This is a genomic window from Haloarchaeobius iranensis, assembly GCF_900103505.1.
Taxonomy (GTDB): domain Archaea; phylum Halobacteriota; class Halobacteria; order Halobacteriales; family Natrialbaceae; genus Haloarchaeobius; species Haloarchaeobius iranensis.
This window is the reverse complement of sequence record NZ_FNIA01000004.1, coordinates 217927-233172: the sequence shown is the minus strand read 5'-3', so window position 1 is coordinate 233172 and position 15246 is coordinate 217927. Positions and strand designations below refer to the sequence as shown.

Annotated in this window: 17 protein-coding genes; 8 read left to right on the top strand and 9 right to left on the bottom strand. The window is 68.6% G+C overall.

Going from position 1 to position 15246, the window contains the following annotated elements:
* Window positions 1–83 precede the first annotated feature (83 nt).
* Entirely contained in the window at window positions 84–383 is a 300-nt protein-coding gene (locus BLT27_RS05275) for a DUF5779 family protein (protein WP_089731991.1), read from the top strand.
* A gap of 1 nt (window position 384) precedes the next feature.
* Here BLT27_RS05275 and BLT27_RS05270 read toward each other — a convergent pair whose 3' ends face one another.
* Together BLT27_RS05270 and BLT27_RS05265 are read right to left on the bottom strand one after the other, a co-directional pair.
* Window positions 385–1065 carry a VOC family protein gene (locus BLT27_RS05270; protein WP_089731990.1) on the bottom strand — a complete coding sequence of 227 codons (681 nt, stop codon included), beginning with the start codon at window positions 1063–1065 and terminating at the stop codon, window positions 385–387.
* Between the two features lie 53 nt (window positions 1066–1118).
* Window positions 1119–1967, bottom strand: a complete 849-nt coding sequence (locus BLT27_RS05265; RefSeq protein WP_089731989.1) for a class I SAM-dependent methyltransferase — start codon at window positions 1965–1967, stop codon at window positions 1119–1121.
* A 261-nt stretch (window positions 1968–2228) separates the two neighbouring features.
* Between BLT27_RS05265 and BLT27_RS05260 the strand changes: the two genes are divergently transcribed.
* Window positions 2229–2915, top strand: coding sequence for a hypothetical protein (locus tag BLT27_RS05260; protein WP_175526388.1), 687 nt, complete (start codon window positions 2229–2231; stop codon window positions 2913–2915).
* 6 nt (window positions 2916–2921) lie between these two features.
* Window positions 2922–3389, top strand: a complete 468-nt coding sequence (locus BLT27_RS05255) for a GNAT family N-acetyltransferase (protein WP_089731988.1) — start codon at window positions 2922–2924, stop codon at window positions 3387–3389.
* Window positions 3390–3433: 44 nt separating this feature from the next.
* Here BLT27_RS05255 and BLT27_RS05250 read toward each other — a convergent pair whose 3' ends face one another.
* From BLT27_RS05250 to aglM, 4 genes are all read right to left on the bottom strand, one after another.
* On the bottom strand, window positions 3434–3931 hold the full coding sequence (locus BLT27_RS05250) for a hypothetical protein (RefSeq protein WP_139172256.1): 498 nt from the start codon (window positions 3929–3931) through the stop codon (window positions 3434–3436).
* 48 nt (window positions 3932–3979) lie between these two features.
* Window positions 3980–5197, bottom strand: coding sequence for an outer membrane protein assembly factor BamB family protein (locus BLT27_RS05245; RefSeq protein WP_089731986.1), 1218 nt, complete (start codon window positions 5195–5197; stop codon window positions 3980–3982).
* Window positions 5194–6309, bottom strand: a complete 1116-nt coding sequence (locus BLT27_RS05240) for a PQQ-like beta-propeller repeat protein (protein WP_175526387.1) — start codon at window positions 6307–6309, stop codon at window positions 5194–5196. The genes BLT27_RS05245 and BLT27_RS05240 overlap by 4 nt, the downstream gene beginning before the upstream one ends.
* Window positions 6310–6564: 255 nt before the next feature.
* Entirely contained in the window at window positions 6565–7869 is a 1305-nt protein-coding gene (aglM, locus tag BLT27_RS05235; protein ID WP_089731984.1) for a UDP-glucose 6-dehydrogenase AglM, read from the bottom strand.
* Between the two features lie 167 nt (window positions 7870–8036).
* Here aglM and arcD point away from each other — a divergent pair, with 167 nt between their 5' ends.
* Window positions 8037–9521: an arginine/ornithine antiporter ArcD gene (arcD, locus tag BLT27_RS05230; protein WP_089731983.1), complete on the top strand. Its 1485-nt coding sequence runs from the start codon at window positions 8037–8039 to the stop codon at window positions 9519–9521.
* A gap of 55 nt (window positions 9522–9576) precedes the next feature.
* Window positions 9577–9990, top strand: coding sequence for a JAB/MPN domain protein-containing protein (locus BLT27_RS05225; protein WP_089731982.1), 414 nt, complete (start codon window positions 9577–9579; stop codon window positions 9988–9990).
* A gap of 28 nt (window positions 9991–10018) precedes the next feature.
* On the opposite strand, the gene BLT27_RS05220 is transcribed toward BLT27_RS05225, so the two are convergent.
* Window positions 10019–10228 (bottom strand): ribbon-helix-helix domain-containing protein, encoded by a 210-nt coding sequence (locus tag BLT27_RS05220; protein ID WP_089731981.1) that lies wholly within the window; start codon window positions 10226–10228, stop codon window positions 10019–10021.
* 95 nt (window positions 10229–10323) lie between these two features.
* On the opposite strand from BLT27_RS05220, the gene BLT27_RS05215 reads away from it, so the two are divergent.
* Window positions 10324–10644: a hypothetical protein gene (locus BLT27_RS05215; RefSeq protein ID WP_089731980.1), complete on the top strand. Its 321-nt coding sequence runs from the start codon at window positions 10324–10326 to the stop codon at window positions 10642–10644.
* Window positions 10645–10671: 27 nt separating this feature from the next.
* Here BLT27_RS05215 and aglJ read toward each other — a convergent pair whose 3' ends face one another.
* A complete protein-coding gene (aglJ, locus tag BLT27_RS05210) occupies window positions 10672–11634 on the bottom strand; it encodes an S-layer glycoprotein N-glycosyltransferase AglJ (protein ID WP_089731979.1) in 963 nt (320 codons plus the stop codon).
* Window positions 11635–11731: 97 nt separating this feature from the next.
* Here aglJ and aglF point away from each other — a divergent pair, with 97 nt between their 5' ends.
* Both aglF and glmU read left to right on the top strand, forming a co-directional pair.
* A complete protein-coding gene (aglF, locus tag BLT27_RS05205; RefSeq protein WP_089731978.1) occupies window positions 11732–12523 on the top strand; it encodes a UTP--glucose-1-phosphate uridylyltransferase AglF in 792 nt (263 codons plus the stop codon).
* Window positions 12524–13720, top strand: a complete 1197-nt coding sequence (gene glmU / locus BLT27_RS05200; protein ID WP_089731977.1) for a bifunctional sugar-1-phosphate nucleotidylyltransferase/acetyltransferase — start codon at window positions 12524–12526, stop codon at window positions 13718–13720.
* Window positions 13721–13775: 55 nt separating this feature from the next.
* Here the strand turns inward: glmU and BLT27_RS05195 are convergent, their stop codons facing one another.
* The gene (locus tag BLT27_RS05195; RefSeq protein ID WP_089731976.1) at window positions 13776–15230 is read right to left on the bottom strand and encodes a flippase; all 1455 of its coding nucleotides are present in this window, start codon (window positions 15228–15230) and stop codon (window positions 13776–13778) included.
* Window positions 15231–15246: the final 16 nt, after the last annotated feature.

The following is a 15246-nucleotide window of genomic DNA, read 5'->3' as shown; positions in this document are numbered from 1 at the left end:
GCTTCGCAACTGGTAATCGGGGAAAACTACTTCCGTCGTGGACGAGGCGAGGATTTTTCTCGTGGCGATTCGACTACTGGCTCATGAGCAACTTCGACCTGGACCTGAACGCGGTCGAGGACCACCTGCCCGACGAGGCGGACGAGGAGGACCTCTCCGGCGCGGTCGAACTCGGGCACCTGGACGGCTCCACATCGGACGAGGAGTGGGTCGAGACCGTGATGAGCGGCCGCATCCTCGTCCTCAACGTCGAGGGTGACGTGAACGAGCTCGCGGCGGGGTTCGCCCGCGAGATAAGGAACGAGGGTGGCGGACTCGTCCACTTCCGTGGGTTCCTCATCGTCTCGCCCCCGGGCATCGAGATCGACACCGACCGCGTCTGATTCAGCGCTCGGTCACCGTGAGGTAGTGGCCGTCCGGGTCCCGGATTCTGACGCCGTCCTCGACTGTCTCGACAGCGCAGGCAGCGTCGCCGACGGCCTCGCTGACCGCCGCGGGGTCGCCCGCGAAGGCGATGTCGACGTGCAGGCCGCCGCGGGCGTCCGCGAGCCCGAGGTGGGGTTCCCAGAGTTCGAGCGCCATCGGGCCCTGGAGCCTGGTGCGGACGCGGTCCTCGCCGCGGTCGACCGGCTCGAAGCCCAGGTCGGTGTAGAACGATTCGGCCCGCGCGAGGTCCTCGACCTCCAGCACGACCTCGAAGACGCCGTCGATGCCCGGCCCGGAGACGTCGGTCTGCCCGAGCTCGACGCAGTTGCCGTCGGGGTCGTAGCAGTACAGCGACCGGGCGTCGCCGAACACGTGCTCCTCGAGGTCGAACCTCCCATCGAGACGGTCCCACCAGTCGTCGTACTCGTCGGCGGGGATGGAGCAGGCGAAGTGGGTGTGGACGCCGCCGCGGGGGACCGTCGACGGCCGCCGCAGGACGAGCTCGGTGTCGCCGGCGGCGTAGACGACGGCGTCCTCGTCGCGTCGCAGTTCGGTCATGGCGAGCGTGTCGCCGTAGAAGGCGCTGGCCGGGTCGAGGTACTTCACCTCGAGCCCGAGCCGGGAGAGGGAATCGAGCATACCGGTCGGTTCGGCGTGCTGGGGCTTAAACCTGGACAGCCACGGGGCGGTCGTCAGGGCACTCGCGCGACCGCGAGCATGTGGCTCGAGAGGTCCACGACGCTCCGGTCCTCGCGCAGGCGGTCGTTCACCTCGCGGACCACCTGTCGGCGGTCGTCGTCCAGCCCGTCGAACTCGTCGCGACGGGTCGAGGCGACACCCTCCAGTGCGGCCAGGCTCTCGACGGCGAGGCCGCCCGATTCGAGCAGCGACTCCAGCTCGTCGGCGCGGAAGAAGTGGCAGTCCGCCATCATGGGTTCGACGCCGTACTCGGCGCACAGCTCGCCGGTGTAGTCGCCGGACTCCACGAGGGCGGGCAGGACGGGGTAGTCGGCCGCCGCGCCGTCGAAGCGCGCCCGGCCGGTGTGGTCGACGGTGTTCACGACGGCCGAGAGCAGCCCCATCACCGAGACGAACACCGGGCCGCCGGGCCGGGTGACCCGTTCGAGTTCCGCGACAGCGGTCTCGCGCTCGGTCTCGTCAAGGACGTGCGAGACGGGGCCGCCGAGACAGAGCGTCGCGTCGAACGTGTCCGCGTCGAACGCGAGGTCGCGCACGTCGCCCTTCTCCACCGTCACCCGGTCGCCGAGGTCGCGCTCGCCGACCTGCTCGCGGGCGATGTCGAGCTGTTCCGCGCTCAGGTCGACCAGCGTCACGTCGTAGCCCTGCTCGGCCAGCCAGACCGTGTAGCGCCCCGCCGCGCCGCCCACGTCGAGGACGTGTCCCGAGCCGGGCAGGTCGCGGTCCAGGTACTCGACGGTTCCCTCCCACTCCAGCCGGTGGAAGAAGTCCCGCTCCAGTCGCTCCCACTCCCGTTCGCCGTACTCGTCGTAGAACGCCTCGGGGTCCGTGTCATCCGTCATGGTCGGTGCCACGACGGCCGACGGAAAAGGTTTGCCGAAGGTGTGACTCGGCCTGTCGAGCCTGCAGTCGGGCGATGTGCCCGCGGTGACGACCGGGAGACTGTACGGAGTCTACCGCCTGCCGGCCGGGGCGGCGGGTGACTGGGTGGCGCCCGGGCTTCGAGCCGTGACCACCGGCGGTCACTCGCCACCGGTCGTCCACGGCCACGACTCCTTTCCGCGAGCCGTCGATTTATCCGCGACCGGACCCACTGATGACGCATGGGAATGAAAGGCTCCGGCACCGCCGAGGACTTCCGGGTCGTCCACGAGGGCGACCACGGGTTCGGCTGGATCGCCTACCCGGACGAGGAGATGCAGCGCGCGTCGGCCGCGCTGGTCGGCGACGACGAACAGGTGTGGGTGTGCGACCCGGTCGACGTGCCAGGGCTCGACGAGCTGCTCGCCGAGCACGGCGAGGTCGGCGGCGTCGTCGTGACGCTGGACCGGCACAAGCGCGACTCGGCGGCGCTGGCGAACCGCCACGACGTCCCCGTCTACCTGCCGATGTGGTTCACGGGCGTCGCGGACGACCTCGACGCACCGGTCGAGCGGTTCGGGAACGAGCTCGCCGAATCGGGCTTCCGGACGCTCCGCCTGCGCGACGGCCGGTTCTGGCAGGAGGCCGGGCTCTACAACGAGGAGACGGGGACGCTCTGGGTGCCGGAGTCCGTCGGCGCGGCGAGCTACTTCCTCGCGAAGAGCGAACGCCTCGGTGTCCACCCGGCGCTGCGGGCGTTCCCGCCGCGGCGCGCGCTCGGGAGCCTGACGCCGGAGCGCGTGCTCGTCGGCCACGGCGAGGGCGTCGCGACGGACGCGAGCAGGGCGCTGTCGGACGCGCTGGCCGGTTCGAGAAAGCGGATGCTCGGCGTCTACGCGAGGACGGCGCGGAACGCGCTGCCGTTCTGACCGACGATGGCAGAGCCAGCGATTCGAGCGGCCACCGTCGAGGACGCCGACACGCTCGCGGCGGTCTACCGGACCGCGTACCGCGAGAACCGACGGCTCGGCTTCCCTGCCAAGGCCGAGTCCGCGACCGCCGAGACCGTCACCGGGTGGATTCGGGAACACCACGTCCTCGTCGCGACCGTCGACGGCGAGGTGGTCGGCGGCGTCCGGCTGTCGGCCACCGACCCGGACCGCGTGAAGCTGAGCCGGCTCGCCGTCCACGAGGACCGGAAGGGGGAGGGCATCGGCAGTGCATTGGTCGACGCCGCGGAGGCGTGGGTCCGCGAGACGGGGCGGGAGACGGTCTGGCTGACGACGCCCGACGAACACCCGTTCCTGCCGGAGTTCTACCGGAGCCGTGGCTACGAGAAGACCGGCGACTACCCGCTGGAGTACCGGGATTACGACGAGATCCGCATGGAGAAACCGGTCTGAGTTGCGGGACGCTCTCCCTGGTGGTCCACCCCGAAGCCGCCGCTTTACAGCTGTTCCGACGTGATGGTCTCGGCGAGGAAGAGGTAGCCGGCCAGCAGCGGGAGCAGCTGGACTCTGTGTGGGCAGTTGTGCGCACAGGGTTCGGCGGCGAACGAGGCAGCGACAGCGGGCCCGAAGACCGGCGACCAGTCGTAGAACACGTGGAGCGCTTCGACGCCGCTGCAGCCGGCGCCGAGACAGGTGGTCAACGGAATCGGCAGCGCTGCGACGCCGAAGGACACCGCGCCGAGCAGTGCGGACCGCCACTTCTCCGACAGTACCGCCTGCATGCGGTCACCGACGGCGAGTCCGAGGATGCCGACGAGGAACAGGAACACGAGAGCGAACCCGGCCGCGCCGACGTGGCTGAACGCCGGATGAACTGCGGCGGTCGCGGACCCGACGACGAGGACGGTGAGCGCACCCCAGAGCACCAGCACACGGAAGGAGAGGTAGCGACGGGCCCGAGACCGAACCCGTGAAGGGACGCCGATGGAGGACATCAACGGCCGTTCGAACGGGTCTGGTATATCTGTTCCTCCTCTCGCTGTTCAGCTCAGTCGGACGAGCTGGAGCGTCTGCGCGCCGCCACCCGTGGCGTAGACGGCACCGTCGACGACGACGGGACCCATCTCGAGGGCGAACTCACCGTCGTCGCGCTCGTCCGGTGTCCAGCGCGTCCGGCCACTTCCAACGTCGAGCACGGCAGGGCTGCCGTTGTACCGGTTCCTCGAACCACCGGTCGATACGTACGCCCGACTGTCACCGACGGACAGGCCACTCCCGTAGCGACCGGCGTACGTGCCGGTCGACCAGCAGGCCGTTCCCGTCCGGAGGTCGAAGGCGTACAGCCGGTTCTGGGTCCCGACGTAGGTCTGGGCACCGTCGACCCCGACGACCTCCGGTTGGGAGTCGACGGCATACGCCCAGTGCCGGTCGCCGGTGGTCGCGTCCAGACAGAGGACCTCGCCATCACGGGTCGCAGTACAGACCAACCCGTCGGCAACCGCGGCGTTGCACTCCAGGTGGCCGTCGGTCTTGTACCGCCACTGCTCCGCACCCGTCGCCGCGTCCAGCGCGTAGACGTAGGTGTCCTCGTCGCCGTAGTACACCGTCCCGTCGCTGACTGCCGGCGTCCCCGTCGTCTCGTGCCCGGTCGTGTGCTCCCAGAGCGTGGTCCCGTCGACGGCGTCGATGGCGTACAGCGAGAGCCCGTACGGGACGTACGCAACGCCGTCGTGCACGACCGGACTGGGGGCGAACACCGTGCTCCGGACCGCGGGGCCGGTCCACAGCGTCTCCCCGCTCGCCGGGTCGAGACCGAGGACGTGCTCGCCGCTCGGCACGATGACTGCGTCCTCGCCGACCGCTGGAGAGCCTTGGGGGTCCGTGGGGGTCCGGCTCCAGACTTCGTCGCCCGTCGCGGCGTCGACGCAGTAGACGTTCGTGTCGAGGTCGTGGGTGTACACCCGTCCATCCGCGACGACGGGGCGCGTGGTCCCCATGACACCGTCGATAGGGAACGACCAGTCGTGGGAGAGCGGTGGCGCCGGCGCATCGGCAGTCGGGACGACGCCGGTCCCGGCCGGGTCGCCACAGACCGAGCGCCACTCCGTCGTCCCCTCGACCGTGGGGTCGTACGGTCCGCAGCCCTCGGCGCGGCCGACGCCCGGCGCGTCGTCCCCGTTGCTACCGATGTCGCTGCACCCCCCGAGGGTCGCCAGGGTGCCCGCGGCCGCGAAGCTCCGGAGAAGCCGACGGCGCTTCATGCGAGCTTCAGCACCCCTCGTTGCTGGTGAGCCAGGTAGAGCGCGTCGGCCGTCACAGCCGGGGACACCAGGGGGCGCTGCCCGAACACCGCGGTGGCGGCGTCCTCGGACTCCGGTCGCCCCAGGTCGCCCCACAGCCGCGAGCCGTCCGTCGGGTCGAACGCTCCGGCGCGGAGGTACACTGCGTCGTCCGTCACGGCCGGGCGTGCGATGAAGGGAACCCCGTGCTCGTACCCGAAACTCCCGTCGACCGCCTCGTTGACGACCCGCCACTGCTCGTGTCCGTCGGCGAGGGAGAGCGCGTACAGGTTCTTCGCCCCGACGTACGCCCGTTCGCCGTCCGAGGCGGGTGCACCCGTCGTGTCGGAGCCGGTCACGAACCGCCAGCGTCGCTCGCCAGTCGCGGCTTCGACTGCGTGGATCTCCCCGCCTGCGGTGACCAACACGAGGTCGTCGACGACTGCGGGGGTGTTCGGGATGCCGCGGGATATCGGGAAGCCGTACGACCACCGCTGGGTCCCGTCGTGTTCGTAGGCCAGGAGTCGGGCCCGCCTGCTCCCTTCCGGGTCCGCCAGCACGCTCGCGTAGACACCAGACGAGTCGACCGCGGGCGCGCTGTCGACCTGGAACGACGTGCCACCCAGGAGTCCATCGAGCGCCCCGGACCGGTCCCGGTACAAGCAGCGCTCCCCGCCCAGCGTGAACGCGTGCAGCGTCGCCGAATCGTCGACGACATAGCAGTGGTCACCGGCCACCGTACACCCCCGCACCGGCGACCCGAGATCGTGCGTCCACAATCGGTCACCGTCGGTCGAGACCGAGTGGAGGGTACCCGAGGTGTCGCCGACGAACATCCTGTCGTCGGCCAGCGCCGGTGACCCGCCGGCCAGCCGTGGCAGTTCGACGCGCCACGCCTCGGTACCGTCCTCGTCGTCGTAGGCGACGACGTGTCCGGGGTCGGCCATCGATTCCGACCAGTACAGCGAGTCCCGCATCGCCGTGTACACCCGTCCGTCGCCGACGAGCGGCGTGCTGAAGTAGCCGAACAGGTACTCGCGGTCTCGAACTTCCCGGTCGGTCGCCCACTGTTCATCTGACGGCCCTGGGCCCACCGGTGCGTGTCCGGTGTTCGTCGGGACATTGCCGACCAGTGGCCACCCGGCGTTCGGCCTATCGACGGTCGCTGGAGGGGTGCCACAGGAGCCGCCGTTGGAGCTACAGCCTGCGGCACCTGTCGCCACGCCGCCAGCGAGAGAAGCGAGGAGGGCACGGCGTCGCATGGGTTTCGTTCCTGACTGCCGATATATACGTTTTGTGTTCCGTCCGGGTGCAACGGTCGGGACGGATGCTCGACCTTACCGTGGTCGCTACCAGGTCAGCCCTTCGTACGTGATGCCCTCACGCCGCTCGACGACGTGCCGACCGTCGACCACCACGGGACTCGCCATCGAGTCGAACTCGGCATCCAGCGCGGCGAACTCGTCCCAGTCGGTGACGACGGCGCAGGCGTCCGCACCGTCCAGCGCGGCCGCAGCGGAGTCCGCGAACTCGATGTCCACATCCGGGTGTTTCTCGCGGAACTTCCCGGTGGCGACGGGGTCGTAGGCGACGACGGTCGCGCCGCGCTCGCGCAGGCCCTCGACGACCGGAATCGCGCGGGAGCCACGCACGTCGTCGGTGCCGGGCTTGAACGAGAGGCCCAGCACGGCGACGCGCGCTCCGTCGAGGTCCGTGTGGTCGGCGAGCAGGTCGAGCAGGCGCTCGGGCTGGCGGTCGTTCACCTCGACGGCGGCGGTGAGCATCGGCGGCTCGTAGCCCGCCCCCTCGGCGGCGGCGATGATGGCGGCGACGTCCTTCGGGAAGCAGGAGCCGCCCCAGCCGAGGCCCGACCGGAGGAAGCGCTCGCCGATGCGGTCGTCCAGCCCGATGGCGTCGGCGACCTCGTAGGCGTCGACGTCGAACTCCTTACAGACGTTCCCGATATCGTTGATGAGGCTGACCTTGCTCGCCAGGAACGCGTTGTTGGCGTACTTTATCATCTCGCCCTCGCGCAGGCCCGTCTCGACGACGGCTGGGTCGGCGGCCTCGACGACGCCGGCGTACAGCTCGTGAAGCCGGTCCAGGGCCCACTGGTCGCCGTCGTCGACCCCGAAGACGATCTTCTGGGGGGTCCGGAAGTTCTCGACCGCCGACCCCATCTGGAGGAACTCGGGGTTGACCGCGACGTGGACCGACTCGCCGACGGGCTCGCCGAGCGCTGCTTCGAGAGCGGGAATCACGAGCTCGTCCGTGGTGCCGGGGACGACCGTGCTCTTGACGACGACGAGGTGGTCGTCGTCCTTCGCGCCGAGCTGCTCGCCGAGCGACTGCGTCGCCGCCTCGACGACGCCCGTGTCGATGCTGCCGTCGTCGCGGGAGGGTGTGCCGACCGCGAGGAACGTCACGTCCGTCTCGCGCACTGCCGCGTAGTCCGTCGTCGCGCGGAGTCGGCCGCCCGCGTGCTCGGCGAGCAGGTCGTCGAGGCCGGGCTCGTGGATGGGCGAGTGACCCTCGTTGATGGCCGCGACGATCTCCTCGTCGATGTCGACGTTGACCACGTCGTGGCCGTCGTCGGCGAGACAGGCCGCGACCGTCGTCCCGACGTAGCCGCTCCCGATGATGCTGACGTCCATTGCCGACCAGTTCATCGGGGCGGCTAATGACGGTGATGGTCTCCACCGGTTCGGCCCACCACCGACACCGACGCCAGCACGTCCCGTGGGAGGTGGGACCAAAACCCATGCCCTACGCGAATAAAACCGCCTAGTTTAATTACTCTCAGTAGTTACCCCCGACAACCGTGACTGAACGCAGTTTCGACCCGCGAACGTACGCGGACCTCGACCCCGCCCGGCGACCGAGCCTCGGCCAGGCGCTCGTCCCGGTACTCGGCGTCGTGGTCTTCCTGGGAATCGGCTCGGGCTACCTCGGGCTCGCACCGCACGGCCCGCTGCTGTGGAGCATCGTCCTGACCGCCGCGGTCGGCAAGCACTGGCTCGGCTACAGCTGGGACGACCTCTACGAGGGCATCGCCGAGAGCCTCCTGATGGGGCTGCAGTCCATCCTCATCCTGTTCGTCATCTACGCGCTCATCGCCACGTGGATCAGCGCGGGGACGATTCCGGGGCTGATGTACTACGGGCTCTCCGTGCTGAGCCCCGCGGTGTTCCTCCCGGTGACGGCCGTGCTCGCGGCGCTGGTCGCCTTCGCCATCGGCTCGTCGTGGACCACCGCCGGCACCCTCGGCGTCGCCTTCATCGGCATCGGGTCGGGACTCGGCATCCCCGCACCCATGACCGCCGGGGCCATCCTCTCCGGCGCATATGCCGGCGACAAGCAGTCCCCGCTCTCGGACACGACGAACCTCGCGGCCGCGGTGACCGACACCGACCTCTACGACCACATCCACGCGATGCGCAACGGCACGGCCCTCGCCTTCGGGCTGGCCGTGCTCGCGTACGCCGTCCTCAGCCTCCGCGCCGGCGGGGCGATTCCCGCCGGCCGTGTCGCCGAGATACAGGGCGCGCTGGCCGGGACCTACGACCTCTCGATGCTCGTCGTGCTCCCGCTGGTCGTCACGTTCGGCCTCGCGCTGTACGGCTACCCCGCCCTCCCAACCCTGGTCGCCGGCGTGTTCGCGGGCGTCGCGACGACCGTGCTCGTCCAGGGCACCGCGTTCACCGCGGCCTGGGACGTGTTCCTGAACGGGACCAGCCCCGAGACCGGCGTCCCGGTCGTCACCGACCTGCTGGTCAGCGGCGGGCTCGCCGGCTCGGCGTGGACCATCTCGGTCGTCGTCGCCGCCCTCGCACTCGGCGGCCTGCTCGAACGCGTCGGCGTGCTCGCCGTCCTCGCGCACCGGCTCGCGGCCGCCGTCCGCGGCCCGCGCGGCCTCGTCGCCGGGACCGGCGTCTCCGCGATCGTCGTGAACGCCTTCTCCGCACAGCAGTACATGAGCATCGTCGTCCCCGGCATGACCCTGCGGAACCTCTACGACGAGTACGGGCTCGACAGCGACGACCTCTCGCAGGCCGTCGAGGCCGCGGGGACGCCGACGGGCGCGCTCATCCCGTGGCACGCCGGCAGCGTCTACATGGCCGGCGTGTTCGGCGTGCCGCCGTGGGCGGGCGAGTACGGGCTGGCCGGCTTCGCGCCGTACTACTTCTTCGCGTACCTCTCGCCGCTCGTCCTGTTCGGGAGCGCGGTGCTCGGATTCGGGTTCGATACCAGCGGCAAATCGACCGGCGTCCCGCGGTCGAGCACCGGCACGACGGCCGACGACTGACCTGCGGCTGCCGACGACCAAACCCCTTTAACGCGTAGGCCTGCTACCAATCGACGTGGTATATCTCACACGGGGACTGCTCGAGACACTGCTCGACTTCGCACGCGAGGCTGACCCGGAGGACGTGACCGTGTCACTCGCCGCGACGGCCGCCGGCGACCTCGACGGTGCCGAGGGACTCTCGCCGGAGACTCCCGTGCTGACGGACTTCTACCTGCCCGACGCCGGCGGCTCGGTCTCGGCGGTGTTCGGCGTCGACCTCTCGACCCCGCCCGGGCAGACACACGGGCGGTTCGTCTCGCACGCGACGGGCGAGCTGGCGGTCTCCCGCGAGGACGACCTCCACGCCGTCGTCTTCGTCGCCGTCCCGCCCTGGGGGCTAGAGAACGTCCGCGCGTTCGACCGCTCCGGTCGCCGCCAGGAGATGCACGTCGTGGACGCGGTGCCGCCCGAGGGCTCGCTCGACTGAGCCTGGCGCGGGCCCGACCGTCGGGTGGCTACTCCAGATAGCCCAGGTCCCGCAGCTGTTCCGTTATCTCCTCGAACTCCGCCTCGGTGAGCTCGCCCCGCCGCTGGTGCTGGATGACGATGCTACGCAGCAGGAACCGCACGAGGTCCGACGTCGAGGAGAAGCTCGTGCCCTCGATCGTCTCCTCGACGCGGTCCGCGAGGTCCTTCGGGATGGAGACGGTTGTGTATTCGGTCACGTGCGCCCAGAGCGCGGCGTCGCTATTGGGCCTTGCGGAGCCCCGACGCCGTGGCCGAAGCGTTTTGCCCCACGAGCCGTAACGCACCACCAACGATGGGAATGCGCCCGCCGTCCAACGACACGGAGGAGCCGACATCGGTCGAGTTCGGCATCGCGGCGGTCGACGCCAGACTCGACGAGTACGACATCTCGTACCCGGTGTCGAAACACGACCTCAAGCGGCGAGTCGGCCACCTCGACGTCGCCTACGACATGAAGGGGAACACGCTGTCGATGCGCGACGCGCTCGAGCGGGTCGAGCAGAGCGAGTTCGCCGACGAACAGGCGCTGCTGAACGCGCTCCACCCCGTCTTCGAGCGTCGTCGCGAGAAGGGGACCGTCTTCGACCGACTCCGGTCGAGCCTGCCGTTCTGACCCGTCCGCACTGGTGGGTCGCCGCTCTCAGTCGTCGTCGTACTGTTCGTCGAGGTCCAGCCGCTCCGTCAGTCGTTCGAGGCGCTCGCGCTGCTCGCGATGCAGGACGACCATGGTGTCCGCGAGCACGCCGAACATCGCGAGCTGGACTCCGACGAGCAACAGAACGCCCGCCAGCATCGCGAGCACGTCGTGGGGGACATTGTTGACGAACCAGTCGTAGGCGACGAACGCGGCGACGAACACACCCGTGGTCCCGACCACGCCACCGACCGTCCCGAAGTAGAACAGCGGATTGTGGGTCTTCGAACGCAGGTACAGCGTCAACAGGATGCCACCACCGTCGCGGAACGGGCGGAGGTTCGTCTCCGAGCCGTCGGGCCGCGCGAGGTAGGTGATGTCGACGACCTCTGTGGTGATGTTGTGGCGCGCGCACTCGACGGCGAGCTCCGTCTCGATACCGAACCCCTCCGCGCTGAGCGACATCAGCTCGAACGACTCCCGCGTGAACGCCCGGTAGCCCGAGAGGATGTCGCCGAAGTCCTGCCGGTGGATGAGTCGGAACCCGGCGTTGATGACGCGGTTGCCGAACTGGTTGAGCCGGGTCATCGCGCCGGCCTCCATGTCCGCGAAGCGGTCGCCGACGACGTGCTCCGCGCGGCCCGAGCGGAGCGGTTCGAGCATCGCCTCGGCGTCCTCGGGCTTGTACGTGCCGTCGCCGTCCAGCATCAGCACGTACTCCGCGTCGCTGTGCTCGACGCCCTCGCGGACCGCCTCGCCCTTGCCGGAGCCGCGCCCGCTCCCCGTCTGGAGGACGACGCGTGCGCCGTGCTCGGCGGCGATATCGCGGGTGCCGTCGGTCGAGTGGCCGTCGACGACGAGGACGTTGTCGAACCCCTCGTCGCGCAGGCCCGACACGACCTCGCCGATGGTCGCCGCCTCGTTGTACGTGGGCACCAGCACACAGACGTCGTCGTCCGTCTCGGCCATCGCACGGACTTCGACGTGGTGGCCGCAAAAGAGTTGCTGTCGGCCGCGGCTCCCGAGGACTAAAAGTATTTACAGCCGGGGCGGCCGATATGTGGGTATGAAAGCAGTCGTACTCGCGGCCGGGAAAGGGACCCGTCTGCGACCGCTGACCGACGACAAACCGAAGGGGATGGTCGAGGTCAACGGCAAGCCCATCATCACGCACTGCCTCGAACAGCTGCGCGACCTCGGTGCCGACGAGTTCGTCGTCGTCGTCGGCTACCTCAAGGAGAAGATAATCAGCCACTACGGCGACGAGTTCGAGGGCATCCCCATCACGTACGCCCACCAGCGCGAGCAGAAGGGCCTCGCCCACGCGCTGCTGACCGTCGAGGAGTACATCGACGACGACTTCATGCTCATCCTCGGCGACAACATCTTCCGTGCGAACCTCCAGGACGTCGTGCGCCGCCAGCGCGAGGACCGCGCCGACGCCGCCTTCCTCGTCGAGGAGGTCCCCTGGGAGGAGGCGAGCCGCTACGGCGTCTGTGACACCAACAAGTACGGCGAGATCGTCGACGTCGTCGAGAAGCCCGAGGACCCGCCGTCGAACCTCGTGATGACCGGCTTCTACACGTTCTCGCCCGCCATCTTCCACGCCTGCCACCTCGTCCAGCCGTCGAACCGCGGCGAGTACGAGATCAGCGACGCGGTCGACCTGCTCATCAAGAGCGGGCGGACCATCGACGCCATCCGCATCGACGGCTGGCGCACCGACATCGGCTACCCCGAGGACCGCGACGACGCCGAGCGCAAGCTCCAGGCCGAGGACACCGCCGCCGAGAGCGGCGACGCGTCCGCCGACGCCGAGGACACGGAGGAAGCCACCGCCGGGAGCGGGTCCGAATAGATGCAGGCGGTCGTCGTCGCCGCCGGCGAAGGGACCCGCATGCGACCGCTGACCGCGAACCGGCCGAAGCCGACGCTCCCGGTCGCCGGGACGCCGCTCGTCGAACGCGTGCTGGATGTGGCCGAACCGTACGTCGACGGCTACGTGCTCGTCGTCGGCTACCGCGACGAGGTCATCCGCGACCTCGTCGGCGAGGAGTATCGTGGACTCCCCGTCGAGTACGTCGAGCAGGACGAACAGCTCGGGACCGCACACGCCGTTGGGCGGGCCGCGGACGCTGTCGACGGGCGGTTCCTCGTGCTGAACGGGGATGTGGTCGTCACCGACGAACTGGTGGCCGGGCTGGTTGACGCCGGTGGAACGGCCGTCGCGACGAAGCCCGTCCCGGACCCGTCGAACTACGGCGTCGTCAGCCACGACGACGGCCGGCTCACCGAACTGGTCGAGAAGCCCGAGGAGCCACCGTCGAACCTCGCGAATTTGGGGTTGTACGCGTTCGAGGAGTCCGTCTTCGACGCCATCGACCGCACCGAGCTGAGCGAGCGCGGCGAGTACGAGATCACCGACTCCATCGGGCACCTGCTCGACGACGGCGAGGAGGTCTCGGTGGTCGAGTACGACGGTCCCTGGTTGGATGTCGGTCGGCCCTGGGAACTGCTCTCGGCGACGGAGACGATACTGGAGGGGCTGGAAGGTCGAATCGAGGGTGAGGTCGAGGACGGTGCAACGTTGTCGGGCCCGGTCGTCGTCGAGGAGGGGGCTCGTGTGCGTGACGGCGCGTACATCGAGGGCCCCGTGGTGGTGCAGTCTGGCGCGGACGTCGGCCCGAACTGCTTCGTTCGCGGTGCGACGGTCGTTGGTCCGGATGTTCGGGTTGGTAATGCGGTGGAGGTCAAGAACTCGGTCCTGATGCGCGGCACGAACGTCGCGCATCATGCCTACGTGGGTGATTCGGTGCTTGGTCGCGATGTGAACTTCGGGGCGGGGACGAAGGTCGCCAATCTCAGGCACGACGACGAGAACGTCCGGCTAACCGTGAAAGGCGAGCGGGTGGACACTGGCCGGCGCAAGCTCGGCGTTGTGTGTGGGGACGGCGCGAAGACCGGGATCAACTCGAGCCTGAACGCCGGTGTGACGATGGGGACGGGTGCGACGAGCAGGCCCGGAGAAGCGGTGCTCCGGGACGTGGACGGGTAGTTCCATCCCCCCATCGCTCCGGAACGCCGTCGCTGTCGTTCTGCCGTCGATTTACTCAGAGTTTCGATAGCAACGGCACTTCGAACGGAAGATTGTCCGAGACGGTCCGCTGGAAGCGGTCCGAGAGGAGGAGGTAGACAGCGAAGTACACCCCGGCCCCGAGACCGACGAACACGAGTACGATGACGAAGTTCTGGGACAGGAGACCCAACGAGCGTTCGAACTGGAGACCTTGGTACACGATGACGCCCATAACGAGCGCCGCCGCCCACTGACGGGAGAACTCTGCGTACGGGACGGAGAAGGTCATGACTGTATCGAGGTAGTAGTAGCCGAGCAGGAGACTGACCGCCACCGAAAGCGTCGTCGCGACGGCGGCCCCGCGCCAGCCGAACGTCGGGATGAGTGCGACGTTCAGTACGAGGTTCGCAACCGCAAACAGGCCGTTCACCCGGAAGGACAGGTCCGGTCTGTTGATGGCGTCCAGCGTGTTGAGTATCTGGTTCTGGTAGCTCATGACGAAGTTCGCGACGATGAGGATGACCAGTATCGTCGCCCCTTGCGTGAACTCCCCCCCGTAAATGCGGAGGATGCGCCGTCCGAGAATCGCACCACCGACGATGCCGGGCACCAGAAACAGGCCGGCATACGCCAGCGAGTCCTCGACGAGGTTCCGGACTGCACCGACCTCCTCGTTGGCCGATAGCTCGCTTATCTTCGGGAACAGCGTCGTGCTGATGGACCCCGAGAAGATGATGAGGAACTCCGAGATGTTCCACGCAATGGAGTAGATGCCGATCAGTGACGACGGGACGAAGAACCCCAGTACGAGGATGTCGGTGAAGCTGAACATCTTCGAGCGGAGGTTGCCGATCCAGGAGAACTTCGCGTAGCCAGCGAGGCTCTCGAAGTGCCGCCTGCTCGGGAGCGAGAAGCGCTCGACTCCACGCACCACGAAGTAGAGACCGATCCCGATGGCGACCAGATAACCACCCAGATAGCCCAGGAATAGCCCGGTGAGTTTGAACCCGAGCATGACCGCACCGATCTGGAACAGGCTCCGCAGGCCGATCTTCACCGTCGTGAGGACACCGTCGACGTGGACCAGCCCGAACCCGGTCAGCATCGACGACGTCGTCGAGTTGGCAAGTGTGGCAAACAGTACGAGTGCCACGTACACCGTCGCAGACGTCCCGATGTAGTCGTTGACGTAGGGCCGCGCGACTAGTAAGCCAAGGGTGATAATCCCGAACATCACCGCGATGATGAACGCACCAGCCGCCACGAACTCGCCCTGCTCGACGCCCTCGCTGATGCGTTTGGAGATGGCCTTCGAGAAGCCGACGTGACCGACGATCGAGAGCCACGCGACGAGACCGACGACCAGGTAGTAGACGCCAAGCACGTCCGCACCGAGAATCCGGGCCAGGTAGATCGTCGAGAGGAACCCGAACGCGGTCGCGACGATTCGAGAGATGAAGTAGACGACGGAGGTTTGACCGAGGTTCATCGTACTGGGAGGGCGG